The 26,032-nt window shown below is 35.9% G+C and carries 26 protein-coding genes; 15 read left to right on the top strand and 11 right to left on the bottom strand.

All coding sequences use genetic code 11. From position 1 onward, the window contains the following. Positions 1-256: 256 nt before the first annotated feature. Positions 257-1,168, top strand: a complete 912-nt coding sequence (locus tag ACEN25_RS07760; RefSeq protein ID WP_441802410.1) for a sensor histidine kinase — start codon at positions 257-259, stop codon at positions 1,166-1,168. 32 nt (positions 1,169-1,200) lie between these two features. Here the strand turns inward: ACEN25_RS07760 and ACEN25_RS07765 are convergent, their stop codons facing one another. The 5 genes from ACEN25_RS07765 to ACEN25_RS07785 all read right to left on the bottom strand — a co-directional run bounded on the left by ACEN25_RS07765 (position 1,201) and on the right by ACEN25_RS07785 (position 6,456). Beyond that, positions 1,201-2,553 (bottom strand): UDP-N-acetylmuramate--L-alanine ligase, encoded by a 1,353-nt coding sequence (locus tag ACEN25_RS07765; RefSeq protein WP_441802411.1) that lies wholly within the window; start codon positions 2,551-2,553, stop codon positions 1,201-1,203. 74 nt (positions 2,554-2,627) lie between these two features. Then, positions 2,628-3,596, bottom strand: coding sequence for a tetratricopeptide repeat protein (locus ACEN25_RS07770; RefSeq protein WP_441802412.1), 969 nt, complete (start codon positions 3,594-3,596; stop codon positions 2,628-2,630). Positions 3,597-3,671: 75 nt separating this feature from the next. Continuing rightward, complete coding sequence (locus ACEN25_RS07775; protein ID WP_441802413.1) at positions 3,672-4,196, bottom strand: DUF4136 domain-containing protein; 525 nt, start codon at positions 4,194-4,196, stop codon at positions 3,672-3,674. A gap of 77 nt (positions 4,197-4,273) precedes the next feature. Further along, entirely contained in the window at positions 4,274-5,284 is a 1,011-nt protein-coding gene (gene obgE, locus ACEN25_RS07780; RefSeq protein ID WP_028376373.1) for a GTPase ObgE, read from the bottom strand. A 65-nt stretch (positions 5,285-5,349) separates the two neighbouring features. Next, on the bottom strand, positions 5,350-6,456 hold the full coding sequence (locus tag ACEN25_RS07785; RefSeq protein WP_441802414.1) for an adenylate kinase: 1,107 nt from the start codon (positions 6,454-6,456) through the stop codon (positions 5,350-5,352). Between the two features lie 209 nt (positions 6,457-6,665). On the opposite strand from ACEN25_RS07785, the gene ACEN25_RS07790 reads away from it, so the two are divergent. The 4 genes from ACEN25_RS07790 to ACEN25_RS07805 all read left to right on the top strand — a co-directional run bounded on the left by ACEN25_RS07790 (position 6,666) and on the right by ACEN25_RS07805 (position 10,876). Further along, positions 6,666-7,826, top strand: a complete 1,161-nt coding sequence (locus tag ACEN25_RS07790; RefSeq protein ID WP_441802415.1) for a 5-(carboxyamino)imidazole ribonucleotide synthase — start codon at positions 6,666-6,668, stop codon at positions 7,824-7,826. Between the two features lie 15 nt (positions 7,827-7,841). Further along, positions 7,842-8,321: a 5-(carboxyamino)imidazole ribonucleotide mutase gene (gene purE / locus ACEN25_RS07795; protein WP_441802416.1), complete on the top strand. Its 480-nt coding sequence runs from the start codon at positions 7,842-7,844 to the stop codon at positions 8,319-8,321. A 214-nt stretch (positions 8,322-8,535) separates the two neighbouring features. Then, positions 8,536-10,566 (top strand): M3 family metallopeptidase, encoded by a 2,031-nt coding sequence (locus ACEN25_RS07800; RefSeq protein WP_441802417.1) that lies wholly within the window; start codon positions 8,536-8,538, stop codon positions 10,564-10,566. Positions 10,567-10,573: 7 nt separating this feature from the next. Continuing rightward, a complete protein-coding gene (locus ACEN25_RS07805; RefSeq protein WP_441802418.1) occupies positions 10,574-10,876 on the top strand; it encodes a TIGR04104 family putative zinc finger protein in 303 nt (100 codons plus the stop codon). Between the two features lie 65 nt (positions 10,877-10,941). Here the strand turns inward: ACEN25_RS07805 and ACEN25_RS07810 are convergent, their stop codons facing one another. Next, positions 10,942-12,168, bottom strand: coding sequence for a glycosyltransferase family 4 protein (locus ACEN25_RS07810; protein WP_441802419.1), 1,227 nt, complete (start codon positions 12,166-12,168; stop codon positions 10,942-10,944). A gap of 80 nt (positions 12,169-12,248) precedes the next feature. On the opposite strand from ACEN25_RS07810, the gene ACEN25_RS07815 reads away from it, so the two are divergent. The 5 genes from ACEN25_RS07815 (at position 12,249) to ACEN25_RS07835 (ending at position 14,681) form a co-directional block, all read left to right on the top strand. Beyond that, the gene (locus ACEN25_RS07815) at positions 12,249-12,752 is read left to right on the top strand and encodes a GbsR/MarR family transcriptional regulator (RefSeq protein ID WP_441802420.1); all 504 of its coding nucleotides are present in this window, start codon (positions 12,249-12,251) and stop codon (positions 12,750-12,752) included. Positions 12,753-12,814: 62 nt separating this feature from the next. Next, positions 12,815-13,192, top strand: a complete 378-nt coding sequence (locus ACEN25_RS07820) for a DoxX-like family protein (protein WP_441802421.1) — start codon at positions 12,815-12,817, stop codon at positions 13,190-13,192. Positions 13,193-13,198: 6 nt separating this feature from the next. Next, positions 13,199-13,351: a hypothetical protein gene (locus ACEN25_RS07825; protein ID WP_441802422.1), complete on the top strand. Its 153-nt coding sequence runs from the start codon at positions 13,199-13,201 to the stop codon at positions 13,349-13,351. Then, positions 13,339-13,938, top strand: a complete 600-nt coding sequence (locus ACEN25_RS07830; RefSeq protein WP_441802423.1) for a DUF2071 domain-containing protein — start codon at positions 13,339-13,341, stop codon at positions 13,936-13,938. Before ACEN25_RS07825 ends, ACEN25_RS07830 begins: the two co-directional genes overlap by 13 nt. Next, complete coding sequence (locus ACEN25_RS07835) at positions 13,929-14,681, top strand: methyltransferase domain-containing protein (protein WP_441802424.1); 753 nt, start codon at positions 13,929-13,931, stop codon at positions 14,679-14,681. The genes ACEN25_RS07830 and ACEN25_RS07835 overlap by 10 nt, the downstream gene beginning before the upstream one ends. A gap of 458 nt (positions 14,682-15,139) precedes the next feature. Here the strand turns inward: ACEN25_RS07835 and gcvP are convergent, their stop codons facing one another. Continuing rightward, positions 15,140-17,992, bottom strand: coding sequence for an aminomethyl-transferring glycine dehydrogenase (gene gcvP, locus ACEN25_RS07840; protein ID WP_441802425.1), 2,853 nt, complete (start codon positions 17,990-17,992; stop codon positions 15,140-15,142). A gap of 123 nt (positions 17,993-18,115) precedes the next feature. On the opposite strand from gcvP, the gene ACEN25_RS07845 reads away from it, so the two are divergent. After that, positions 18,116-18,931 carry a hypothetical protein gene (locus ACEN25_RS07845; RefSeq protein ID WP_441802426.1) on the top strand — a complete coding sequence of 272 codons (816 nt, stop codon included), beginning with the start codon at positions 18,116-18,118 and terminating at the stop codon, positions 18,929-18,931. Here the strand turns inward: ACEN25_RS07845 and ACEN25_RS07850 are convergent. Both ACEN25_RS07850 and ACEN25_RS07855 read right to left on the bottom strand, forming a co-directional pair. Beyond that, the gene (locus ACEN25_RS07850) at positions 18,908-19,162 is read right to left on the bottom strand and encodes a hypothetical protein (protein WP_028376386.1); all 255 of its coding nucleotides are present in this window, start codon (positions 19,160-19,162) and stop codon (positions 18,908-18,910) included. The two genes, ACEN25_RS07845 and ACEN25_RS07850, sit on opposite strands and share 24 nt — an antisense overlap. Positions 19,163-19,165: 3 nt before the next feature. After that, positions 19,166-19,717: a sigma-70 family RNA polymerase sigma factor gene (locus ACEN25_RS07855; protein ID WP_028376387.1), complete on the bottom strand. Its 552-nt coding sequence runs from the start codon at positions 19,715-19,717 to the stop codon at positions 19,166-19,168. Positions 19,718-19,924: 207 nt separating this feature from the next. Between ACEN25_RS07855 and ACEN25_RS07860 the strand changes: the two genes are divergently transcribed. Both ACEN25_RS07860 and ACEN25_RS07865 read left to right on the top strand, forming a co-directional pair. Further along, the gene (locus tag ACEN25_RS07860) at positions 19,925-20,446 is read left to right on the top strand and encodes a methyltransferase (protein WP_441802427.1); all 522 of its coding nucleotides are present in this window, start codon (positions 19,925-19,927) and stop codon (positions 20,444-20,446) included. Further along, positions 20,443-21,291, top strand: a complete 849-nt coding sequence (locus ACEN25_RS07865) for a glycosyltransferase family 2 protein (RefSeq protein WP_441802428.1) — start codon at positions 20,443-20,445, stop codon at positions 21,289-21,291. Before ACEN25_RS07860 ends, ACEN25_RS07865 begins: the two co-directional genes overlap by 4 nt. On the opposite strand, the gene pafA is transcribed toward ACEN25_RS07865, so the two are convergent. After that, positions 21,283-22,926 (bottom strand): alkaline phosphatase PafA, encoded by a 1,644-nt coding sequence (gene pafA / locus ACEN25_RS07870; protein ID WP_441802429.1) that lies wholly within the window; start codon positions 22,924-22,926, stop codon positions 21,283-21,285. The two genes, ACEN25_RS07865 and pafA, sit on opposite strands and share 9 nt — an antisense overlap. 113 nt (positions 22,927-23,039) lie before the next feature. Between pafA and ACEN25_RS07875 the strand changes: the two genes are divergently transcribed. Both ACEN25_RS07875 and ACEN25_RS07880 read left to right on the top strand, forming a co-directional pair. Next, positions 23,040-23,777 (top strand): MlaE family ABC transporter permease, encoded by a 738-nt coding sequence (locus ACEN25_RS07875; RefSeq protein ID WP_441802430.1) that lies wholly within the window; start codon positions 23,040-23,042, stop codon positions 23,775-23,777. Next, the gene (locus tag ACEN25_RS07880) at positions 23,777-24,553 is read left to right on the top strand and encodes an ABC transporter ATP-binding protein (protein WP_028376392.1); all 777 of its coding nucleotides are present in this window, start codon (positions 23,777-23,779) and stop codon (positions 24,551-24,553) included. Before ACEN25_RS07875 ends, ACEN25_RS07880 begins: the two co-directional genes overlap by 1 nt. A 40-nt stretch (positions 24,554-24,593) precedes the next feature. Here ACEN25_RS07880 and ACEN25_RS07885 read toward each other — a convergent pair whose 3' ends face one another. After that, positions 24,594-26,027 carry a DUF389 domain-containing protein gene (locus ACEN25_RS07885; protein WP_441802431.1) on the bottom strand — a complete coding sequence of 478 codons (1,434 nt, stop codon included), beginning with the start codon at positions 26,025-26,027 and terminating at the stop codon, positions 24,594-24,596. Positions 26,028-26,032 lie beyond the last annotated feature (5 nt).

Here is a 26,032-nt window from a genome sequence, read left to right on the forward strand (position 1 = left end):
TCTATATGCACTTTGTCGTAATTTTTAACCTTTTTAAGGTGCATTTACTGATTTAAAATTAATAATTATCTACAAAAATATGTATTAATCAAATTTTGCGTAACCATTCGTCGACACTTAAATGTAACTCACCTTTAGCAATATCCACTTAGGCTAACTGTATATGATTTCCTACAAGTTATTAATAGTTTTACATTAGAAATGAGATCTTTTACCCCTCAGAATATTAGTATTGTTAATACGAAAACCGGGAATTATGCGAATAACTAAAGAAAGTTTATACAATCCTTTTTTTGTAGTCTTTACCTCTGTTTTCTTATCTACACTAACATTTACGCTAGTCTTCTCATATACAGCCTGGGAAGACTTTTGGATAGGATTTTGGATGAGTGCTATCATACCTTTTGTGGTATCCTGCCCAATAGCAATAATTATGAATCGTTACTTTAAACGGCTAGATCTTCAAAAACAAAAATTAGAAAAATTAGATTCTACTAATAAAAAATTATTTGCGCTAATCTCTCATGATGTGCGCACTCCTTTGAATAATCTTAAAACGGTTATAGAACTATTTAACAATAATAGTATAGATATAGAAGAAAGTAAATCACTTTTAAATGATCTTTCAGGAAGATTAGATAACGTAACGCTGTTTCTAGATGGTTTATTAGATTGGTCAAAAAAACAGACCCAGGATAAACAAATTGAAAAAACACCTTTTCAAAGTGCAGATTTAATAAAATCTATTCTAAAACTTATGCAACCTCAGGCTCAGGATAAAAATATTGAAATAGTAACTCAAAATATAAATGCTAAAATATATGCTGATATAGACAGTTACTCATTTGTACTTAGAAATCTAATTCACAATGCAATAAAATTTACACCTTCAAATGGGGTTATCACCATTAATATCTACGTAGAAGATAATTTTGTTTATACAACAGTCACAGATACCGGCCTGGGAATTTCACCCAAAGTGATAGAAAAGATTATGAATGGTGAAAATTGGTTTACAACCCCGGGCACTTTTAATGAATTAGGATCTGGTTTTGGCTTAAAAACCTGTATGTTTTATTTAGAAAAAAATAAAGGATCACTAAGCATCAAAAGCGAAGTTGGCGCTGGTAGCACACTTACGTTTAGACTTCCAAAAGCCAGAGATTAACTGAAGGCTTCAAAACCTAAGTTTGTAGTTAACTAGAGTAACTCTTGAATTTTATCAAAGTCTAAACCACCATAGTTACCACTACTCATTAACAACAATACACTATCGTTGAATTTTGAATTTACAAGGAAATCCTTGAAGGTTGTAGCATCTGTAAAAATGGTCAAATCATCCCGCTCGAACGCTTGAGCAATTTGTTCTTTACTTATAGTTTCAAGCTTTTTGATAGCAACTGCTTCTGGAGAATAGAAAACAACTGCTTCTTCAGCAGAATCTAATGCTCCTTTGTAGCCTTTTATAAAATCAGCATTTAAGCTACTATATGTGTGTAGTTCTAAACAAGCAACTAAGCGCTTATCAGGAAATTGATTCTTTACAGCCTCAGTAGTTGCTTTAACTTTTGAAGGCGAGTGAGCAAAATCTTTAAACGCAATATTAGTGGCAGTTTCACCTATCTTTTCAAGACGTTTTGCGGCCCCCTCAAAACTGGCTATAGCCTCATAAAAATCATCTTCGTCAACACCCATATGTTGACAAATCCATTTTGCACCTGCAAGGTTATTTAAATTATGTTTCCCAAAAACAGATATAGGCATTGGCCCTTCTGGAGTTTCTAAAAGCGTTTCCCCATCTTCGATGGTGTATTCTGGTGTCGAGTAGGGATGTTTGCGCGTTGGCGCTTCAGCAGCTTCAACTATTCGCTTTACCTCAGCATCTTCTTCATTATAAACAAGAATACCTCCTCGTGAGATTGACTCAGCAAAAATCTCAAATTGCTCAATATAATTTTCATATGTCGGAAACACATTAACGTGGTCCCAGGCAATTCCACTAATCAATGCAATATTAGGTTTATATAAATGAAATTTTGGTCTTCGGTCTATAGGCGATGATAAATACTCATCTCCTTCAAGAAGAATAAAGTCATTCTCTTCGGTTAAATGCACCATCGTATCAAATCCCGGTAGCTGCGCTCCCACCATAAAATCTACCTCTTTATTCTGATAATGCAGTACATGCAAAATCATAGCAGTTATGGTAGTTTTTCCGTGAGAACCACCAATAACTACACGAGTTTTTTCCTTAGACTGTTCGTATAAAAATTCTGGATAGCTGTATATTTTTATCCCTTCTGCTTGTGCTTTGAGTAATTCAGGATTATCTTCTTTTGCGTGCATACCCAGAATAACCGCATCTAAATCTGATGTAATTTTATCTGGAAACCAGCCTAGTTCAACTGGTAATAAACCGTAATTAGCTAAACGAGTCTTAGAAGGTTCAAAAATAGCATCATCACTCCCGCTAATTGTGTATCCTTTGTGATGAAGCGCCAGGGCTAGATTATGCATTGCACTACCACCTATTGCTATAAAATGTACTTTCATAATCGCCTTTGAATTGAGTCTGCAAGTTAAGAAATCAGAAGTAGCTCGCTTAAAATAAGTTTAAGATTCTAATATCACATAGCAAGAATATTCTTTTTCTCATCTATAGCCTTATCAAAATCAGGAAGATCTTGAAGACACAAATTTATATAATGTAAAGCACGGGTTTTATCACCCTGATTTTTATAAATCTGAGCCATCCTATATTGCGCCCAGCCCACAGGAACACCATCTTTATATGAGTAGTTTGCAATATATTGCTTAAGACTTGCCAGACCTAAAACAGGCTCTATATTAAATTCTGCCGCAATTTTACCTATCTGGTAATTTATTTGATTGCGCTTATGTATTTTAAAACTTGTTGTGGCTGCATCTAAAGCTTTCTGCGGCTCGTTGTCCTTTTCATAAAGCGCTATAAGCTTAGCATAGGTAGTAGGAGAGCCACCTACCTTAATGGCACTTTTGTAGAATTGTTCGGCTTCCTTTAAATTATTTTGATGCTCCTCTACATAGCCTCTTGCTAAATAGCCATCTACAGGAGATATCTTCTGAAGCTCTAAAGCATAATCACGTGCTTTACTTGTGCTACCTCCTATAATACCCGGTAATTGCAGATATAACTCTACAAGAGCCCAGCGGGTTTCTATATGATTGGGATCTAGTTCTGCTGCTTTATGAAAGTGTTCTTTTATATCGTCTATATAGGTTAATGCTCTAATACGACTTATACTCAAAGCTTTCATACCTAATGCCCCACCATATTTAAAATGATAATTTGCATTAGAGGGTTGCTCCTTAACCAATTCTTCATAATAACCTAGAGCAGTATCCCATTTTTTATCGTAAGAAGCGATATCTCCTAAATATTCGCGAGTGAGTTTATCTTTAGGATATTTTTTTAAATAAGAGAGTAAAATAGGCTTTGCTTTTTCAAACTTTTCAGCTTTGTAATAGTTTTCAGCCATTACAAATTCGGTGCTTTGAGCATTACCGGAAATTGAAAATTTTAGTAAAAAAATGAAAAGCATTAAATGTATGCGCATACCTGGTTGTTTTGACCAAAGCTAAACAAAAAGCAGACCAGAAATAAACATTACCTAATAATTACCTTTTACTTTTTACTTTTCTGGCGGAAAATTTTTAAATATTTTCTGACTCACTTTTGTGTAGTAAGAAACCCGATCCTGAGGGTTTGTATTAAGTGCTATATTGCTGTCGCTCACTGCTTGCCAAACCAGCATGTCTTTTTTGCTATCTACTAAATCTATTGTTATAGTCTGATGATCTTTGCTACCGCCTAAAGGAATACCTGCACCAATACTCAAGCCCCCACCATAGCTACCACCACCTACACCCACGCCTACTGAATTTTGCGAGTTTTCACGGTACTGATCAGAGATAATATTTATTAATAAATCTGGAGTTTCAGATTTTACAAATCCTTTTTGTTGCATCACTATATCTATAGCATCAATTAGGCGATTTGCATCTAACTGACTCAAACCTGTTTGCATATCTGGGAGAAAATTATAGGTTTTGTATTCTGCAAAATTTATTTGCTCATCGTAATCATAGTTAACCTGAGTAGAACCACAAGAAATTATTAAAAACGAAACCGCTAAAACTAAAAAATACTTCATCATACTGCTTTTCTTTAAAAATAAGCAAAATGATGAAGTATGATAGTCAATAAAAGCTTAAAAGAAGAAACTTGTTTGGGTTACTTAACTTCAGGTTTGTTAAGCATAGCCCAAAGCTTATCTTTTAACTCAACAAGTCCCTGCTGTGCTACAGAAGATATAAATAGATACTCTACAGGAAGACTTTTATCAAGCTCTTTTTTTAATTCAGACTTAAGCTCTGCATCTAGCATATCACATTTGGTAATCGCTATCAACTTATCTTTATCTAAAAGTTCTGGATTGTATTTCTCTAATTCGTTTAATAAAATCTGATACTGCTCACCTACATTAGGAGCATCTGCAGGTATCATAAAAAGCAATGTAGAATTGCGTTCAATATGCCTTAAAAAACGGTAACCAAGTCCCTTACCTTCTGCAGCTCCTTCAATAATACCAGGTATATCTGCAATTACAAAAGTTTGAAAGTCACGGTACTGTACAATTCCTAGATTCGGTTTTAGCGTAGTAAACTCGTAATTGGCGATTTTTGGCTTTGCCGCAGTAATTACTGAAAGTAAAGTAGATTTACCTGCATTAGGAAATCCTACAAGACCTACATCTGCCAGTACTTTAAGTTCTAAAGTAACATTTACCTCTTCCCCATCCATTCCGGGTTGTGCATAGCGTGGTGTCTGGTTTGTTGCAGTTTTAAAATGCGCGTTTCCTAAACCACCCATACCTCCTTTAGCGATGATGAATTCTTCATCTGCCTCGGTAAGTTCTTTAAGTATCTCCTGCGTTTCAGTATCCCGCACTACAGTACCCAGAGGCACCTCGATGTACATGTCTTCACCATCTGCACCGGTACTGGTTTGCTTACTTCCGTTAGAACCGTGACCGGCTCTGGTATGTCTTTTAAACTTTAAATGTAAAAGTGTCCACAAATTAGGATTTGTACGTAAGATTACATGACCTCCACGGCCACCATCACCACCATCAGGACCTCCTTTTGTAACAAATTTTTCACGGCGTAAATGAGCCGAGCCACCACCACCTTTACCAGATGTTACGTGCATCTTTACATAGTCAACAAAATTTCCTTCGGTCATAAATAGTTAAAAGTTTAAATATAAAATGAGAGCTGTAAGTAACTCTCAATTTTGACATTTGTAATTTATAATGCGTCTATGGTTTTACTTAGACGCTCTGTAATTTCAGGTACGTTACCTACCCCATCTACTCCAAAATATTTATTCTGCTTCTGGTAGTATTCTTTTAAGATAGCAGTCTCCCCATAGTATACTTTTATACGATTGCGTATAACAGTCTCATCTGCATCGTCTTTTCTACCACTGGTTTTACCGCGCTCTAGAAGACGCTGTATTAAAATCTCGTCATCTACTTCTAAGGCTATCATAGCAGAAACTTCGGTATCTTTCTGTTTTAAAAGCGAGTCTAATGCTTCAGCCTGAGCAGTTGTTCTGGGAAAACCGTCGAATATAAAACCATTTGCATCAGCATTTTTATCAACTTCAGCGCTCAGCATATCTATGGTAACTGTATCTGGCACGAGCTGTCCTTTATCTATAAAAGACTTTGCAAGCATACCCAGTTCTGTAGCATTTTTAATATTATATCTAAAAACATCTCCTGTCGAAATATGAATCAGGTTATATTTTTCTTTTAGAAAAGAGGCTTGTGTTCCCTTCCCGGCACCAGGAGGGCCAAACAATACCAAATTTGTCATTTTTGTGGTTTTAAGTTTATAAATAGCATTGAGGTTACGCCCCAAACCGTTATAATCAAGGCCGTATCCCACTATAAAATCATTAGGAATCTCAAGCCCTACGTAATGTATTTTGTATTCTTTTGTGTAAGCTTCAGGCTTAAAAAATAAACTGGCAAAACGGTAATTTTTAACTCCACCACTCACCATCATTTCGGTGAGCTTTGCTATGGTATTACCGCTATCTACGATGTCTTCTATGATAATCACTTCACGATCTTCAAGATCTGCATCAATAGGAATATGAGTCATAACCTGCCCGGTACTCGAGGTACCATCATAAGAACTCAGTTTTAAAAACTCAATCTCACAGTTACCGTTAAATCTGCTCAATAATTCTGTAGCAAATTTAAAAGCCCCATTAAGAACTACGAGAAACAAGGGCTCTTTACCCTCGTAATCATGGTTAATTCTAGCTGCTACTTTTTCAATTGCATTTAAAAGTTCATCTTCTGAAATAAACTCATTAAAATGGAGACCGCGTAGTTTGATCATGGTTAGTCTGGCAGTGGTTTAAACTAAACGACAAAGATACATATTGTTAGTTAATATAAACCTGTAGATAGCTCATTAACAAAAGAGGTCTTTAAATTAAGAATAAGCGCATTTCATACTGAAGGTTTTAAGAACTTAACTTCTGCATTCTTCCTCTAAAAACTTACTTTTGCATTCACTAATTTTAGACGCTAAAAGACATCTATTTAATGAACTCTTATTTCTCTTCAGACTTTAAACTTGCTATTTTAGGTGGCGGTCAATTAGGCAAAATGATGCTGTACGAAACCCGTAAATTTGATATACAAACTGCGGTTTTAGACCCTAGCAATGAAGCTCCTTCCCGTATTGCAGCAAACTATTTTGAACAGGGGGATTTGATGGACTTTACTACGGTTTATAACTTCGGAAAAAAAGCCGATGTGGTAACTTTTGAGATTGAAGCCGTAAATGTAGAAGCTCTAGAAAAACTGCAGTCTGAAGGAATCACCGTTTATCCCAGCCCGCAGACGTTGCGAAAAATTCAGGATAAAGGGGTTCAAAAAGACTTTTATTCAGAAAAAAATATTCCCACAGCTCCCTACAAACGATACCCCAATCTAGAAGCTTTAAAACTAGCCATTACCGCACGGCAAACCAGTTTACCATTTGTATGGAAAAGCACTCAAGGTGGTTATGATGGTAAAGGTGTGCAGGTAGTGCGCTCTATTGATGATCTTGCTAAGCTTATCGATGTGCCCTGTATTGCTGAAGAAATGATTGCATTTAAAAATGAGCTTGCGGTAATTGTCGTGCGTAATCCCAGTGGGGAAGTAAGATCTTACCCTGTTGTAGAAATGGAGTTTCACCCGGAAGCTAACCAGGTAGAATATGTGATTTGTCCTGCTCGTATTGATGAGGCTGTAGCTCAGAAAGCACGTGATGTTGCAACTAAAGTTTCCGAGGCATTTGAACACGTTGGCTTACTGGCTGTAGAGTTATTTCAAACTCAGGATGACCAGATCATTGTAAATGAAGTAGCGCCCAGACCCCACAACAGTGGTCATTATAGTATAGAAGGTAGTTATACAAATCAATTTGAACAACACCTGCGTGCCATTTTAAATCTTCCGTTAGGAGAGACCGAAAGCAAAATAGGCGCCGTTATGGTTAACCTTGTAGGAGAAGAAGGCTATACCGGTGATGTATTTTATGATAAGATGGGAAAAATTCTGGCTTTAAAAGGTGTTACGCCACATATTTATGGAAAACGAGAAACCAGACCCTTTAGAAAAATGGGGCACGTCACTATCGTAAATAGCGATCTAAGTGAAGCCCGTAAAATTGCTGAAGAAGTAAAGAAAACGATCAAAGTCATCACAAAAATATAAGCTAAAACACATCTTATGGTAGGAATTATAATGGGAAGTACCAGCGATATGCCGGTAATGCAAGCGGCTATAGATATACTAAAACAGTTTAATATAGATACAGAAGTCGATATTGTTTCTGCTCACCGTACTCCAGACAAATTATTTGATTATGGCAAAAATGCTCACGAGCGAGGTATACAGGTAATCATTGCAGGAGCTGGTGGTGCTGCTCATTTACCGGGTATGATTGCATCCCTTTCACCACTGCCAGTTATAGGTGTCCCAGTGAAATCACGTAACTCTATAGATGGTTGGGATTCTGTACTATCAATTTTACAGATGCCGGGTGGTGTACCGGTTGCAACTGTAGCACTTGATGGGGCACAAAATGCAGGAATTTTAGCGGCTCAAATATTGGGCGCTACTAATAAATCAATACGCGATAAGATTCTTCAGTACAAGGATGGACTGAAACAGAAGGTTATAGAAGGTGCTGCTGAAGTTAAGAAATAAAAAAGAGCCGTTAAAAAACGGCTCCTATAGAAATGCTTCGGCAAATTAAAAGTTATTTATTAACCATTCTAAATATTATTAATCAAAACCAGCTACAGATCTATGCTAATGTCTTCATTTTGAATTAACAAATTTAAAAAAAATACATAATAAATTCGTTAAAATAAATACAATGCTAGACAAAATACTTATTTCTCAAAAAACTCATTGAAAATTGAAAAATTCAGAAAATATACTACTCAAAACTTTTGATATAACTCCTTTTGATCTTATTCAAGATTCTGATTATCAAAAAGCTATAGAGCACGCCATAGCAGAAGCACGTTTAGAGATTGATCAAATCACAAATTCTACGGAGCCACCCACATTTACAAATACAATCGCTGCATTAGATTATGCCGGTTATAAATTAGACCGGGTAAGCAGTGTTTTTTTTAATATAAATAGTGCAGAAACAAATGATGCAATTCAGAAAACAGCGCAGGAAGTTTCCCCGCTTCTATCTGAATTCTCAAATGACATAACGCTTAATGAGACGCTATTTAAGCGCGTAAAGCAGGTTTATGATGCACGTGAGACATTAGAACTTACCCGAGAAGAACAGGTTTTATTAGAAAAAAAATACAAAGGTTTTGCTCGTAATGGAGCTAATCTTCCCGAAGATAAAAAAGCGCGTCTTCGGGAAATTGACACTAAACTTGCTAAACTTGCTTTAACTTTTGGTGAGAATATTTTAGCCGAGACTAACAAATACGAACTTCAAATCACAAATGAGGCTGATCTTGCGGGATTACCCGAAAGTACTAAGGAAGCTGCAGCACAAACAGCTGAGGAAAAAGGTAAAGAGGGAGGGGTTTTCACACTTGAATATCCCAGTTACATACCTTTTATGAAGTATGCCGAAAATAGAGAATTGCGTAAACAAATGGCAATTGCTTTTGGAGCAAAAGGTTTTCATAATGATGATTTAGATAATCAGCAAAACGTACTTGACATTGTAAATCTGCGTCACGAGCGAGCTAACCTCTTAGGTTACAAAACCCACGCGCACTTTGTTCTTGAAGAACGTATGGCAAAAAATCCTGAGAATGTAACTCGTTTTCTTGAAGATTTGTTAGAAAAGGCAAAACCAGCCGCCGAACTCGAGTTTAAACAACTTGAGAATTTTGCTAAAGAACGTGATGGGATAGACCAATTACAAAAGTGGGACAGCGCTTTCTATTCTGAAAAATTAAAGCAACAACTGTTTGAGCTTGATGACGAACTTCTAAAACCTTATTTCAAATTAGAAAACGTAATTGAAGGCGTATTTACCGTAGCCAATAAATTATACAACTTGAGATTTGTCGAAGTTTTTGACATTCCTACCTACCATAAAGACGTAAAAACCTATCAGGTATTTGACGAGAAAGATAACTTTATTGCATTATTCTATGCAGATTTTCATCCCAGAGCAGGAAAACGTGGTGGCGCATGGATGACTCAGTTTAAAGGTCAATTTATTAAAGACGGTATTAATGAACGTCCACACGTATCTAATGTGTGCAACTTCACAAAACCTACCGCTTCAAAACCCTCTTTACTTACTTTTAATGAGGTAACAACATTGTTTCATGAGTTTGGTCACGGCTTACACGGTATGCTTGCCAATACAACCTACCCTAGCTTATCCGGACCTTCTGTATTTTGGGATTTTGTAGAATTACCCAGTCAGATTTTAGAGAACTGGTGTTATGAACCGGAAGCATTAGCACTTTTTGCTAAACACTATGAAACCGGCGAAACCATACCCATGGTTCTAATTGATAAAATTAAGAATGCAGCTAACTTTCAGGAAGGGATGCAAACCCTACGCCAATTGAGTTTTGGTATTCTTGATATGTCATGGCACGGTGCAGACCCCAGCGGAATAACCAGCGTTAAAGCACATGAAGACGCTGCTTTTGAAAACACCAAACTATATCCAGATGTTGCCGAAAATTGTATGAGTGTCGCATTCTCTCACATCTTTCAAGGCGGGTACTCTAGTGGTTATTATTCCTACAAATGGGCAGAAGTTCTCGACGCAGATGCATTTGCTTATTTTCAGGAACAAGGTATTTTTAACAAAGAAGTAGCTCAAAAATTCAAAGATCACGTACTCTCTCAAGGAGGTACCGAAGATCCTATGGTTTTGTATAAACGTTTCCGCGGAAAAGAACCGAATCCTGAAGCTTTATTAAAAAGAGCAGGATTGATAAACTAAATCACAAATGTCAAATTGCCCAAACTGCAAGTCTAAATTATCAACTCTAAAAGTTTTGAAAAGCTTTTGGAGTTTAAGAAGATATCCACCATTTAGCTGCCCTATTTGCGAAACGAAATTAAATCACACTGCTTCTAACCGAATGTCAGGAGGTCTAATAGTTGGGGTTGCAATATTTGTCTCAATGACTTACACAAGTAATCGTGATTTTGCTATTAATAAAACATTGATTACAATTCTACTCATGCTTTGTATAGCATTATTACTATCTGTTGTAGCAGTACAGTTCTTTAAAATTGAAAAATACTGATTAAAATGAGAAAGCTTATTGGTTTAAATAAATAGATCAATAAGCTTTTTTTAATTTAGGCCTATCTACCTATTCTTTTCCTCGATCCATTTACTCATAAACTTAGAAGCCTGTAAGGATTGATGCCAAAGCATAGACCCTGTAAAATTTGCCTGACGGTGGTGTTCTAAATTCAGCTTTAATTCATTTAGTCGTTCTGCGAATTGTGGTTGCCAGCTACTCGCTAAAAAACGCGTATTTATTATTTCAATTCCATTAGATTGAGCTTGTTGCCATTTATCTTTATTTACATATAATTCTATGGCGGCTTGCGCAAAAAGATTAGAATCGTCAGTTATGCATCCATTAAAGGGTAAATCTCCATGCATTCCTTCAGCACCCACCGTGCTGGTTACGGCAGGAGTACCACATTGCATAGCTTCTAGTAATTTTCCTTTTAAACCTGCTCCGGTCAATAATGGCGCCACTAATACGCGCGCACTTTCAATAACTTCAAATGCGCTTTCGGCTCTGCCTAAAACATAAAAATTCTCTTTTGGATTATGCAATTGCGTATGCTTTTCGGCAGGATACGAACCATAAACACGCATTTGAGCGTCGGGAAGTTGTTGTTTGATTAACGGCCAGATTTCTGTTTTTAATTGGCGTACCGAAAGCCAATTAGGCTCGTGTCTAAAATTACCTATCGTTACAAAATGAGCACGATTTTCATACGTTTTCCAACTATTAATAGTAGTATCGCTTACTTGCTCAACCATAAATGGTAAATAGAAAATTTGCTGACCTGGAACCTTAAAATAAGATTGTAAAAGCTGCATTTCTATCTCAGAAATAACTAAAGACAAATCACAGCGGTAAATACTTGCAACTTCGCGTTTAGCAAAATCGTTATCTAAAAATTGCTCCGAAAAAATTTCCCTTGCCTTTAGCGCTGCTTCCCTACCCTTACGTAATCCGTGAAGGTCTATGGTTTCTAAAACCCGAATCGCTTGGGGACACTGTTCTTTTACACGCCAACCAAATTGCTCCTCTACTACAAACTTGTCAAAAAGAACCAGAGCTGGATCAAGTTCTTTAATATAGGTATCAAAAGACGTATCATTTAACTGTATCTCTTGAGTAAACACCTGCTGTTCTTCAAGATTTTCTGCATACGCCGTTTTGCCTGCGGCACAAGCAAAATGTATTTCAAAATTCTGCTTTTTTAACGCCTCGAGTAATTGAAGAATGCGCGCCCCTGCAGCAGAAGAAACTGGTTCTGGCCAAACGTTACCAATGATCAATGCTTTCATCCTGCAAATATACTTTTAGCTAGGGAATAAATAAGTTTCATTTATTACTGAAACTTTAAAATATTTAATTATATTTGATTATGGAATTTAAAAAAGCAAAAGATCAATTTTTACAAACCTGGGGAGCATTGGGCTCTCAATGGGGCATTAATAAAACAATGGCGCAAATACATGCTCTTTTAATGATATCGCCAGATTCACTATCAATGGAGGATATTATGGAAGAATTACAGATTTCCCGCGGAAATGCCAGTATGAATTTACGTGGTCTTATAGATTGGGGTATTGTCTATAAAGAATATAAGCCCGGTGAACGTCGTGAATATTTTGTTGCTGATCAAGATGTTGATTCTTTAGCCCGCAAGATTGCAATTGAAAGAAGTAAACGTGAAGTAAAACCAGCACTACGAGTACTTGCAGGTGTTAAAAATTTTGATGATGACAATAGCAATGAAGCACTAAAATTTAAGATGAAAACGCAAGAATTACACGACTTTGTTGAAAAGGCTGATACCATGCTTGAAAAAATAATTAACCAAAAAGAAAATTGGATTACAAAAACAATAATGAAGCTTATGACCTAAGCTTTTTTATTTAGATTTAGTTTTCAATATTTTCTGAAAGTTTAAAAAATAAATTTGGATTGATGGTGATAAATAAATTACAATATCTTGTCTTCAATTATTTCATTATTAGTGTTTGGCTAATAAATGGTTTAGTCTGTAAAATCCTAAACTTAGTTCCCAGACATCAAGAAATAGTAGGTGAAATTCTCGGAAACAAATATGCTCCTCAATTGACTATTTTAATAGGTTTTTCTGAAATTATAATGTCTATCTGGATTTTATCTCGTTATAAACAGCAATTAAATGCGTGGTTACAAATAGGAATAATTTTATTAATGAATTGCCTAGAGTTTATCTGTGTTCCTAATTTATTAGTGTGGGGAAAATTTAATCTTGTATTTGCTGTATTATTCTGTGGGTTTATATACTACACAAACTTTATCCTAACAAAACAATAAGAGGCTATGGCTATCACTCTAAAAAATCATCCTTTTGCAGTTGAAGCTTTTTTTCAAAATTCAACTGTTTTAACTTTTGCTGTAGCTAAAGAGGAGTTAACTCCACTAATACCTTCATGTTTAGAATTAGACACCTTAGATGACAAGTGGGGTTTTTAGCGGTGGCAATGGTTGATACTAAAGACTTACGTCCTAAAGGATTTCCAAAATTTATGGGGAATGATTTTTTTTTAATTGGCTACCGCATATTTGTACGTTATATAGATCAAAGAGACAAAAGGCTTCGAGGTTTGTATATTATAAAATCTGAAACTAATAAAAAGCTTATGCAATTAATGGGTAACTTATTTACCCATTATAATTATTCCTCAACAGATATAAAACATCGCAAAACTGACAAAGGCATCGAGATAAAATCTGTAAAATCTGATTTTAAACTTAATATTGTCACAACTAAGAATACCGAAATTACGCTTCCTAATAGCTCTCCATTTACTAATTGGAAAAAAGCACGACGATTTGCAGGTCCCTTGCCATATACATTTACTTACAATACAGAAAAGAAAGAGGTTTTAATAATTGAAGGGGTACGGCAGAACTGGAAACCCAAAGCTGTTGAAGTTTTAGATTATAAATTTTCATTTATAGACTCTTTAAAGTTTAAAGAAATACATCTTGCAAATGCTTTTTCTATCACCGATGTTCCTTATTACTGGAAAAAAGGAAAAATTGAATTATGGAGTTAAAACGCGGCAAATTTCAAGGAGTACTCAATATACTAAGTTTCAACAGGCATTTTTATATCATTGGTTTATCTACACTTCTGGTATTCGGCCTAAGTCATTATTTCATTAATTGGAACACCAGCCTATTTTTGATTATACTAATTGCATTTATATATGGTTTAATGGCCCCACTAATTGTTTCAGCTTATGTGTATGACTTCACGGGATATTACAAGATGTCGTGGTTAAATAACTTAAAACTGAACTCATCAAAAATTACGCAAATCGTAAATATTAATGCTGGCTTTGATGAAACTAGCTTTATTCTGAACAAAAAATTTGAGACAGCTCAAATACGTGTTTTTGACTTTTATGATAGTAAAAGACATACAGAGCCGGCAATCGTGAGGGCTCGTAAGGTGAGCTCGGTATTTCCTAATACACAACAAATAAATTCACGACAAATTCCTATGAATAATAAATCTACAGATATAATATTTTTACTTTCTGCCTTGCATGAAATAAGATCAAACTCAGAAAGAATAGATTTTTTAAAAGAGTGTAAAAGAATTCATAAACCAGAAGGACATTTGATTATTATAGAACACTTAAGAGATTTACCTAATTTCCTAGCCTTCTCTTTCGGTTTTACACATTTCTTTTCTAAAAAAACCTGGCTAGATGTTTTAAAAAAAGCTCGTTTTATTGAAACAAGAGAATTAAAATTCACACCATTTATGTCAATTTTTGTAAGCAACATATGATGATTTATATGCAAACTCAACTACAAATTATAGGTGTTATTTTAATTGTATTAGCATTAGTACATATTGCATTCCCTAAATATTTTGATTGGCAAAATGGCTTGAAATCACTTTCGCTTATTAATAAGCAAATCTTTCAAGTACATACATTCTTTATTGCATTTACCGTGTTTTTAATTGGACTACTCTGCATAACGTCTGCAGAACAATTAACGACTACATCTTTGGGTAAGACAATTTGTTTTGGCTTGGGAATATTTTGGTCCGTACGGCTATTTTTTCAATTCTTTGTTTATTCTCCAAAACTTTGGAAAGGCAAGAGGTTTGAAACAAGTGTTCATATTGTATTTACTCTATTGTGGATTTACCTCAGCACGGTGTTTCTAATTATTTATTTTCAATAAAAAAACCCATCTGTAGTATACAGATGGGTTTAAGTTTTATTAATCACAATTAAATTATGCTTCTTCCATATATTCTTCTATAGGAGCACATGTACAAATTAAGTTACGATCACCATAAGCATCATCAACACGACGTACAGTAGGCCAGAATTTATTGTCTGCCACATATTCAAGCGGGTAAGCAGCCTGTTCTCTTGTGTATGGTAAATCCCAGGAATCTGCTGTAAGCATCATAAGCGTGTGTGGTGCGTTCTTAAGTACATTGTTTTCGTTTTCTGCAGTTGCTGCGTCAATCTCTTTTCTAATACAATTCATTGCATCGCAAAAACGATCTAGTTCAGATTTACTTTCACTTTCAGTAGGCTCAATCATCATTGTTCCTGCAACCGGGAATGATACTGTAGGTGCATGAAATCCGTAATCGATAAGACGTTTTGCAATATCTACTACTTCTATACCATTATCTTTAAACGGGCGACAATCTATAATCATCTCGTGTGCTGCTCTACCCATTTCACCAGAATACAAGACTTCAAAAGAACCTTTTAAACGCTCTTTTATATAGTTTGCATTTAGAATTGCGGCTTCAGTAGACTGTCTTAGACCGTCTGCTCCCAGCATTTTTATATATGCATAACTAATCAAACACACTAAAGAAGAACCCCAGGGAGCTGCTGAAATAGCTGTTATTGCCTGCTCACCTCCAGTTTTAATAACGGGGTTAGTAGGTAAAAAAGGAACCAATTGCTTTGCAACACAAATAGGACCTACACCAGGACCACCACCACCGTGAGGTATCGCAAAGGTTTTATGTAAATTAAGGTGACAAACATCTGCGCCAATGGCTCCGGGATTAGTCAACCCTACCTGAGCATTCATATTTGCACCATCCATATAAACCTGACCTCCATTTTCATGAATAATACTGGTAATTTCCTGAATTGCGCTTTCGTACACTCCGTGTGTAGACGGGTAGGTAACCATTATTGCAGCAAGGTTATCTTTATATTTTTCTGCTTTTTCACGTAAATCATCTACGTCAATGTTGCCAGATTCAGTTGCTTTAGTAACTACAACCTGCATCCCGGCCATTACAGCACTTGCAGGATTTGTACCGTGGGCAGATGATGGTATTAAACATATATTACGATGGCTATCTCCTCTGCTCTCGTGATACGCTCTAATAACCATTAGACCTGCGTACTCACCCTGCGCACCTGAGTTAGGCTGTAATGAAGTACCTGCAAAACCGGTTATTTCGTTTAATTGACTTTCTAATTTAGCAAGAACTTCCTGGTATCCCTGTGCCTGTTCTATAGGTACAAATGGGTGTATTCCTCCCCAACGAGGGTCACTTAGGGGTAACATTTCTGATGCTGCATTAAGCTTCATAGTACAGGATCCTAATGAAATCATACTGTGATTCAAGGATAAATCTTTACGCTCCAGTTTTTTAATATAACGCATCAATTCAGTTTCTGAATGGTAGCTGTTAAAAACAGGATTGGTCATAAATTCTGTTTTACGACGTAAAGTTTCCGGGAATTCCTCTACATCTATGAGTTGATCTAAATGCGTGAATTCTTTACCTAAAGCTTCCGCAAAAACAGATATGATTTTATTTAAATCTGCGAGGCTTGTTGTTTCATTAATAGATACTGAAACCGTATCAGCATCTGGATAGTAAAAATTAATTTCACTAGCTTCTGCAAAACTTCGCACCGCTTTAGCATCTGTTTTAACACGAATGGTATCAAAGTAAGCTGAATTTAGTTGATACAAACCTAAATTTTCTAAGGCATCAGCTAAGGTAGCTGTCGTACGATGAATTTTTGTAGCAATATATTTTAATCCTTTTGGACCGTGATATACAGTATACATACCAGCCATTACAGCAAGTAAAACCTGAGCTGTACATATATTTGAAGTTGCCTTATCTCGTTTAATATGTTGTTCACGAGTTTGTAAGGCCATACGTAATGCACGGTTGCCATTACGGTCTTTAGTAACCCCTATAATACGCCCGGGAATATTTCTCTTATATTCTTCACGTGTAGCAAAATACGCTGCGTGTGGACCACCGTAACCTAACGGAATACCAAAACGTTGCGTTGTACCTACAACTACATCTGCTCCTAAATGACCCGGTGATTCTAATAACACCAGACTCATAATGTCTGCAGCAACTGCAATTTTAATATCTGCATCTTTTGCTTTGGCTATAAACCCAGCATAATCGTGAACCTCACCACTAGCAGAAGGATATTGTAATAAAGCTCCAAAAAAGTCTGTGCCAAACTCAAATTCCTGAGGGTTTCCTACTACTAATTCTACTCCTACAGGAATAGCCCGTGTTTGAAGTACTGAAAGCGTTTGTGGTAAAACCTCTTTATCTACAAAAAACTTGACTACATCATTTTTCTTCTGATCACGGGTGCGCACCGCAGCTAATAAAGTCATCGCTTCTGCTGCTGCTGTAGACTCATCAAGTAAGGATGCATTTGCCAGCTCCATACCGGTAAGATCTGCAATCATGGTTTGAAAGTTTAGCAATGCTTCTAAACGTCCCTGAGCAATTTCTGCCTGATAGGGAGTATAAGCTGTATACCAACCCGGATTTTCTAAAATATTTCGCTGAATTACCGCAGGTATTTTAGCTTCGTGATACCCCAAACCTATATAGGTTTTAAACAATTTATTTTTGCTTGCAAGGGTATTTATATGAGTTGCGTACTCATATTCACTCAAAGCAGGTTCTAAGTCTAATGGCTTCTTTAATTTAATACCATCAGGCAAAGTCTCATAAATAAGTTGATCTATAGATTCAACCCCTATCGCCTTTAGCATCTCCTCTTTCTCTTCCGGTCTTGATCCTATATGCCTTAAAGCAAAAACATCTGTTCTCATATGCAATTTATGTGTGTTTAGAATGCCGCAAAATTACGATTTCAGTTATGAATAAAAGTCTATCAAACGGCGACTTTTTCAACGACCTAAAGCACTTATTAACAGTTATACTATATTTGCGAAATGAAGTCGCTAAAAGGCATTTTTGATTTTTACATTAACAGCAGTATCCACGTGGCTTTAGCGGTGCTTTGCTTGGCTTTAATTACACAATATGAATTACATCTCGAAAACGAAATAGCTTTTAATTATTTTATTTTTTTTGGGGCAATTACCGGATACAATTTTGTGAAATATGCAACCCTCGCAGGACTGCACCATCGCAACCTCACAGACAAATTAAAAATCATTCAGCTATTTTCTTTTTTATGCTTTGTGGCGCTACTTGTAATAGCCTATCGTTTTGAACCGCAGTTCTGGATTTCCTGTATTCCGTTAGCGCTTTTAACTTTATTATATGCGCTACCGTTCTTACCTCACAAAAGAAATTTGAGAATGGTGCCTACATTAAAGATTTTTATAATTGCAGCTGTATGGGCTGGTGTTACAGCTTATCTTCCGGTTATATACAATTCTGCGCTCTGGACATGGGATGCGAGTATCATTACGATACAGCGCTTTCTGCTGGTCTTAGCACTAATTGTGCCTTTTGAGATACGTGATGCTAAATATGATTCCCCTAATTTGGGCACACTCCCGCAATTAGTAGGCATAAAAAAAACCAAACTTTTTGGTTTGATTATGATTACAATTAGTGTTATTCTCGAATTTTTTAAAGATTCTATAAATCCTACAAGTAGTATAATTCACTATATGATAATAGGGATAACGGCTATGGCGATTTTACGGGCTTTAAAAAATCAAAATGAATATTATTCTTCCTTTTTTGTAGAAGGAATTCCTATTCTCTGGTATTTACTCCTGTTGCTTTTTAGCTAATTCTAGTTCTAATTGCTCTTTTATGCGCTTTTTGCATTCCTCTGGCATTTTATGGCATTTGGGGTCATTAATGAGCTTGGTTAGTTTTATATTCCGTTCAGAATAATCTGCACAGTGCTTACAAATCATGTTATGAAAAATCACACTCATCTTCTCAAATAAGGAAGCATCCTTATATTGCTCTTTATCACAAAGGTGACCTGCTTTTTTACAATCTACAAATAGTTTCATCTCTTATAACCAATTTTCTTCTAAGCAACTTGCAAGCGCTGTACGAGCCCTATGAATGATTACCCATAAATTAGACGGTGTAATATCAAATTCTTTACAAATAGTTTCTGTATCCTGTCCTTCAATTGTTTTTTTACGAAATATAGCGGCTTGCTTTTCAGGTAATTTATCAATACAGGCATAAATCGCAACACCTAATTCTGTATTCTCCAAATCATCTTCTGCTGTTTTATCAAACGGGTCTGCAACACGCTCCTCTAACCAATCACCAGCCTCATCATCATTTGCGTAATTCATACGCACCTCAGCCTTCCCCTTGTTAGAGTTTATTTTGCGGTAATGATCTATAATTTTACGTTTGAGAATAGAGATAAGCCAGGTACGTTCACTGGCTTCTCCTTTAAAATTTTTCATAGATTTTAACCCGGCCAAAAAAGTTTCTGAAATAATATCTTCAGCAATCTCTTTATCATTAACCTTTACAATTGTGTAATTGTAAAGATAATCAGAGTATTTATCCACCCATTTTTGGGGATTGAGTTGGTGGTCTGCCATAATTGTTAAATCTGTCGTATCAACACGTTGCAAATCTACACAAATATAGGTTGTGAGCTTGTGAGAATTTTAGTTTCCATCTGGCTTTTTAATTTCAATTTAAAACCTATTTATCTAAATGCTCTCAAACAACTACTTTTGCCTTTGATTTTAAAATTTATTAAACCATCAAAATTTAACCCACGGCGGTGGAAAATACTATAATCTGTGTACGAAAAAACTTTTCCGAATAAGCGGTATGCAAAAACTGCAAAATTTTTAGAGGAAGTGCTTCCGATCAAAAGCTCTATACTTGATTTAGGAGTCGAAAACCCGTTTTCAGAAATAATGAAAACTCTGGGGTATCAGGTTCAAAATACAAGTGGCGAAGACCTTGATATAAATACAGAGGCGGTAATACATACAGATGTTGATGCCGTTACCGCTTTTGAGATTTTTGAACATTTACTAGCTCCTTTTAATGTTTTAAGCGAGATAAAAGCAACTAAGTTAGTCGCCAGTATACCCTTAAAATTATGGTTTTCTCCTGCCTACCAAAGTAAAACTGACAAATGGGACCGGCATTATCATGAGTTTGAAGACTGGCAGTTTGACTGGCTTTTAGAAAAATCTGGGTGGGTTATTAAAAGGCGAGAAAAGTTTACACATCCCGTAAAAAAAATAGGTTTTAGACCATTATTGCGTCTTTTTACTCCCAGATATTATTTGATTTACGCAGAGCGAAAATGAAAATTGTAATCATCATACCCGCATATAACGAGGCAAATCTCATTAATTTAACTTTAGACTCTTTACTAAATCAGCGTTTTTCTGCTGAAAAAATTATCGTAGTTGATGATGGCAGTACAGATCATACGTCTGCTGTAGTTTCTAAATATGCAGCCTTGCATCCTACTATAGAACTTATTCAAAAAGACTCTGAAGCCACACACTTACCCGGAAGTAAAGTGGTACAAGCCTTTAATTATGGCTTAGAACGCCTAACAACCCATTTTGATTTGCTGTGCAAGTTTGATGCAGATTTAATTTTTCCGGAAAATTATTTAGAAACATTAGTGAAGCATTTTAAGAGTAACCCTAAACTTGGTATGTACGGCGGCTTTTGTTACGTAGATAAAAATGGGGTTTGGGAGCTTGAAAATCTTACCAATAAAGATCATATACGTGGTGCTTTAAAGTGCTACCGTAAAGATTGTTTTAAGGCTATAAATGGTTTAAAAACTGCAATGGGCTGGGACACACTTGACGAATTGCTTGCCCAATATCACGGCTGGGAAGTAGCTACTAATGAACATTTGCAGGTTAAACACCTTAAGCCAACCGGGCACACGTATTCTACCAAAGCAAAGTATAAGCAAGGTGAGGCGTTCTATGGGATGCGCTATGGCTTGTTACTAACTCTGGTAGCTTCCGCTAAGCTGGCCCTGCGTAAAAAAAGTTTTCAACTGTTCGGCGATTATGTAATGGGCTTTTATAAGGCACAAAAAAAACACCTTCCCTACTTAGTTACTCAAGAGGAAGGTGCTTTTATAAGAAATCTTCGATGGAAGAAGATTAAACAAAAATTATTTTAAAACTTCAGAAATCACTTCACCGGTGGTTCCGTTAGGAAATTCTATTCCTAACAAGGCAGAAATTGTAGCTGCGATATCTGGTATCACTGTTTTTTGTGTGGTTTTTCCCTTATTTATTCCATTTCCGTAGAAAAGCAAAGGAACATGTGTATCGTAACTAAATGCAGAACCATGAGAAGATCCTGTACCGCCACCGCTTAAATATCCTGGATCTAAAACTATAAACACATCCCCACTACGCTTTTGATTAAATCCTTTCTGAACTAAAGAAGCTACCCCACTTTCATAAGCTCCCTGTTCCATTTGAGCACGTGTATATACCATAGCTACGGCCTCATATTGTAATGCAAAATGCTTAATATCTTTTTGTAATTCTTCAGCATTAATTTTTTCATTTTCCAACACTTCATAGCTAAAAAACACCTGATAGTTCGATATATTTTCTATTAAATCATCTCTCCCATATTTTTGAGCTACAAAAGCCCTAAGTTCTTTATTAAACTCTGAACCTTTAAAATATCCTGAAGGAATTTTTACACTAGTTAAATACGCAGGTACATTCACTGCGGCGTGATCTGCCGTAAGAAAAACGGTGTAATTACCCTTTCCTACTTGCTTATCTAAAGCTTTAAAGAGACGTGCCAATTCTAAATCTAATCGTACATAAGTATCTTGAATTTCTTTAGAATTCACTCCAAAATTATGACCTACATAATCTGTACAACTGTAACTCACCGCAAGAAAATCTGTATCTAAATCCTTACCTAAATCTTCCCCATCAAGTGCGGCAATGGCAAAATCTGTGGTTAAAGAATTTCCGTAAGGTGTTGTTTTCAAAATATCATACCCACCGCTTGTAGCTCCTAATTTTTTTAAATCATAAGGAAAAGTAGCGGTTTCTTTTCCTCTAAATCCTCCTTCAAAGTCATTAAGATCACTACCACTCTCTATATATTCTTTTATAGGCTTATAGGTATCCCAAACTTTCATGTACGATTCGGGCTTCTTTTTATCATTAAAATCGTTTACCCACTTTGGGAGATTTTCCATATAATAAGTACTCGTAACAAATCGGCCCTCATCTGCACCATAAAACCAGTATGCGCCGTTTGCGGTATGACCGGCAGGTAAAATTGAACCTCGGTCCTTTATTGCTACACCTATCGTTTTTCCACGCATTTGCGTATGTAGCCTGTTTTGATCTGTTACTGTTGTAGTCTTCATACGTCGTGGAGACATCTGCCCTACCGGAATATTTGCAGTACCTACAGACGCTACCGTAGTATCTTCGGCACAATACACATCTTTTTTCTCAAATTTATTATACCAGTTGTTTGATATTATACCGTGATTTTGCGGAGTAGTAGCTGTGTAAACAGATGCGTGACCGGGACCGGTATAGGTAGGTACATAATTATAGTGGTTATTCTGGCAGTCAAAGCCTTCATTTTCTAAACGTTTAAACCCCTCATTGCCATAGTGCTTATCAAATCGGGTTAAGTAATCGTAACGCATCTGATCTACCACAATACCAACTACCAGCCTGGGTTTTTGTGGTTCTGCCTGACTAAAACTGTGCACACTCAGTAAAAGAAAAAGTCCTATTGAGAATGACTTAAAAAAAGAAAAATTCATTGTTTTATTAATTTGTTACACAAAGCTAAGGCTTTGTTTTATTAATAAGATTAAGTTAATCTTAAATAGCCGTCACACCTATTTTTGCTATTTTTAAGCCTGAATAAATGAATATGGGATACCTAAAAGAGATTGGTCTTTATTTTATGATGATTAAGGGTGTATTTATTAAACCCACAAAGACCTCTGTACTACGCAATCTTGTTTTAAAGGAAATAGACGATTTAATCATAGGATCACTTGGTATCGTATGTTTTATCTCTTTTTTTGTAGGCGGTGTTGTTGCTATACAAACCGCATTAAATATGGATAACCCCATACTACCAAAGTCATTGATAGGCTTTGCCTCAAGACAATCTATCATTTTAGAATTTGCCCCTACTTTTATTTCTATAATAATGGCTGGTAAAGTAGGGTCATTTATTACGTCGAGCATAGGTACGATGCGTGTAACCGAACAAATAGATGCACTCGAGGTAATGGGTATTAACTCATTAAATTATTTGGTTTTTCCTAAAATCATTGCAATGTTATTTTATCCTTTTGTTATCGCTATCGCAATGTTTCTGGGTATATTAGGAGGCTACACTGCAGCCGTATTAGGTGGTTTTGCTACCGGCGACCAATTTATACAAGGGCTTCAGGAAGATTTTATACCATTTCAATTAGTCTATGCTTTCTTAAAAACTTTTGTTTTTGCATTACTGCTTGCAACCATCCCTTCCTTTTTTGGTTATTATATGAAAGGTGGCGCGCTTGAAGTAGGTAAAGCCAGTACAACCTCATTTGTTTGGACCAGTGTATTTATTATTTTATCTAATTACGTTATCACTCAATTACTTTTAAGCTAATGATCGAAGTTAAAGATTTAAAGAAAGGATTTGGTGGAGATGAATTAGTCTTGAAAGGAATTTCCACGACTTTTGAAAAAGGAAAAACCAATCTGATTATAGGTCAAAGTGGATCTGGTAAAACCGTTTTTTTGAAATGTTTATTAGGCCTTTTTAGACCTACTGAAGGTCGCATACTTTATGATGGTGAAGCCTACTCAGAACTCTCCTCAGAGAATCAACGTACATTGCGCGAGCAAATGGGAATGGTTTTTCAAGGGAGTGCGTTGTTTGATTCTATGACGGTAGAAGAAAATATAATGTTTCCGTTAAGAATGTTTACTAAACAGCGTAAAGCAGAGCGATTAGAGCGCGCTAATGCTGTAATAAAGCGTGTAAATCTTATTGATGCCAATAAAAAGCTACCTTCAGAAATTTCTGGTGGAATGCAAAAAAGGGTGGCTATTGCTCGAGCTATAGTAAACAACCCAAAATATTTGTTTTGCGATGAGCCTAACTCAGGCTTAGACCCTCGTACAGCCACACTTATTGACAATCTAATACAGGAAATAACTCACGAATACGACATTACTACGATCATAAATACCCACGATATGAACTCTGTAATGGAAATAGGTGAAAAAATCGTTTTTCTGCAAAAAGGGCATTTAGCGTGGGAAGGTTCTAAAGACACTATTTTTAAAACAGACAACAAGGATGTGACTGACTTTGTTTATTCTTCAGATCTCTTTAAAAAGGTACGTGAAGCCGTTTTAAAAGACCAAGTAAACAAATAATAATCATCTTATTAATTATATCTATCATAAGATCATTCAATTAATAGCGAGCAATATTTAAAGTATCTAGATTATACTTGATTTTAATCCAGTTTCTTAATTTTAGTTCTTCCTTTTTCTTAGTTACTTCATTCAGTTTGGAGTTCCACTGTACAAAGAAAACAGGTATTGTATCTGCCTTTTTAAAGTCGGTATTTATGGTGTTAGAGAATCCAAAGCGTTCGATATTTTCATAGTTTACGTGAACCTCTTCACTCAATCCTTGAAAAGGTATCCCTGAAGATCGTAAGCGTGCAACTTCATTCTCTAATAATTCAATCTGACTATTTTTATCAGATAAAGCTTGTTGGTTATTCACGTAAAGATCTTCAAGAATCCCAGACTTTACAGCACTCGAAAGCTGTTCTGCCATTTCTGAAGATTGATCAGACCCCTGATGAATTTTTAAATCAACCTCTTTCAAGTTTTCATTTTCACGAAGACCCTCATACCATTCTGCAATTTTCTGTTTAGGAACCAGAGCACCTATTAGATAAACATCTATACGCTTACTTTTATAATCCTGAGAAAATTTCACAACTTCTGCCCCTTCATATTTAATTACCGTTTTTATATACTCATCTGTAGCACTATTAAAAACCTGTGTTTTGTAAAGATTATAAAACAAAAACATACTAGGTATCATCACAATTAGAGCCACTAACGACGCCATTTGAGCAACAAATCTACGACGCTTACTGTTTGCATATTTAACCATAGGAAACCCTAATAGCTTAGATACTAAAAAGGTGGAAAGAGCAATAAACACGGCATTAATAGAAAATAAGTAAAAGGCACCTGTGTAATACGAAGGCTCACCCATCGCAATACCGTAACCCACAGTACATAGTGGTGGCATCAATGCCGTGGCAATAGCAACTCCAAAAATAACGCTTGCCATAGTACCTTTTTTAGTTTTACCTACAATGAGTGCGAGTCCACCAAAAATGGCCACCAACACATCTAATATGGTAGGATAGGTACGTGCTTCAAGTTCTGGAGTTAACTCAGTAATAGGTGAAATCAAAAAGTAAATAGTTGCGGTAAGTACACTAAGAACTATCATAACCGCTAAGTTGATCAACGATCTTCGTAGTGTCTCAATATCATTAATTGCTAAAGAAAGACCTATACCTACGATAGGTCCCATTAAAGGAGATATTAACATCGCTCCTATTACTACAGCAGTACTACTAACATTTAAACCTATAGAGGCAACAAATATTGAAAATATAAGAATCCACGCGTTATGCCCTTTAAAGGAAATATCTTTCTTTACAGCTTCAATAGTTGAATCTCTATCTGTATCGTCACGTATATCTAATAATTCAGACATAAATTGACGGATATTTTTTAAGAGGCTTTTAGCATCTTTTTTTACTGCCTCATTGGAAACAATTTTCTCTTCTCCTGTCTGTTTACTTTCTTCTACCATAAATT

It is taken from the genome of Leeuwenhoekiella sp. W20_SRS_FM14, from assembly GCF_052119605.1.
In the GTDB taxonomy this organism is placed as follows: Bacteria; Bacteroidota; Bacteroidia; order Flavobacteriales; family Flavobacteriaceae; genus Leeuwenhoekiella.